This window comes from Spiroplasma endosymbiont of Lariophagus distinguendus (genome assembly GCF_023846195.1).
Classification (GTDB): Bacteria; Bacillota_I; Bacilli_A; order Mycoplasmatales; family VBWQ01; genus Spiroplasma_E.
The window spans coordinates 1-962 of record NZ_JALMUW010000133.1 but is presented as its reverse complement, the minus strand read 5'-3'; the positions used below and the strand labels follow the sequence as shown (position 1 = coordinate 962).

The window sequence follows — 962 nt, the reverse complement described above, 5'->3', positions numbered from 1 at the left end:
AGGTTGCCATTCCAATTCAAGTGTCATCATCAATCTTTCTTCAACTGAAAGTTTATTTTTTCTTCCTTTACTTTTTTTTAATTTTTCTATTTCAATTAATTTTTCTAACATTTCATTAAAATGAAAACGTTTTATACCAAAATATCTGTAAAATTCTTCATCTTTTAATTTTTTTAAATTTTCAAAAATCATTTTTATCAACACTTTCCCAATTTATTAATAATAAAATTATAAAATAAATTTTAAAATTATTAATTGACTTTTGAAAAATTTAATTACGGAATATGTCTACTATTTAAAACATTTACATCAATATTTTCACCAGCAACTAAAAAAGTTGAATCATGATTTTATAATAAATAATTCATTAACACACTTTTGAACATCAGTTTTATCAACTCATGTTCTCTTCTGAATTTCTTTGATTAAATCATTTTTAGTCATAAATTCACTTCCTTAAATTTTTTATTATTTTAAAAAAATAAAGGTTCTACATTTAAAAAACTAAAACCAAAAATATCATCATTTTTATTAAATTTCATACAATCGTTATAGCCACTAAGTTTTAATTTAACAAATTTATGTTTTTTTGTAGTTGAATATTTTAATTTACCAAGTCAATTTCATTCAACTACAAAACCTGATGCATCATTCTGTTTAAAAACTATTTCTTCTAAATTTAATTCAAGAAAATATCTTTTTAAAGATCAAGATGTAGTTACTAAATCTTTAAATTCACCCTCACTATATCGTATAAATTCTTTTTCATTAATTTTAGTTCTTTCTTTATTAGCATATATATCATACGTTTCTATATCAACACCAACACTATTAAAAATATAATCAAAATGTTTTGTTCAATTTAAATCTAATTGATCTTCACTTTTTGTCAGTTGTTTTGATTTCATAAATTACTTTCCTTATCTTTTATAAAATATATTTATTTCTTTAATTTCATTTTT

General features: G+C 19.9%; 2 protein-coding genes and 1 pseudogene. All 3 read right to left on the bottom strand.

The window, feature by feature from the left end:
- A pseudogene (locus tag M0D11_RS06095) lies at positions 1-192 on the bottom strand (IS5/IS1182 family transposase); the annotation flags it as partial.
- A gap of 99 nt (positions 193-291) precedes the next feature.
- Positions 292-444 carry an HU family DNA-binding protein gene (locus M0D11_RS06090; RefSeq protein WP_252321032.1) on the bottom strand — a complete coding sequence of 51 codons (153 nt, stop codon included), beginning with the start codon at positions 442-444 and terminating at the stop codon, positions 292-294.
- 29 nt (positions 445-473) lie between these two features.
- Positions 474-908: a hypothetical protein gene (locus M0D11_RS06085; protein ID WP_252321030.1), complete on the bottom strand. Its 435-nt coding sequence runs from the start codon at positions 906-908 to the stop codon at positions 474-476.
- Between the last annotated feature and the right edge of the window lie 54 nt (positions 909-962).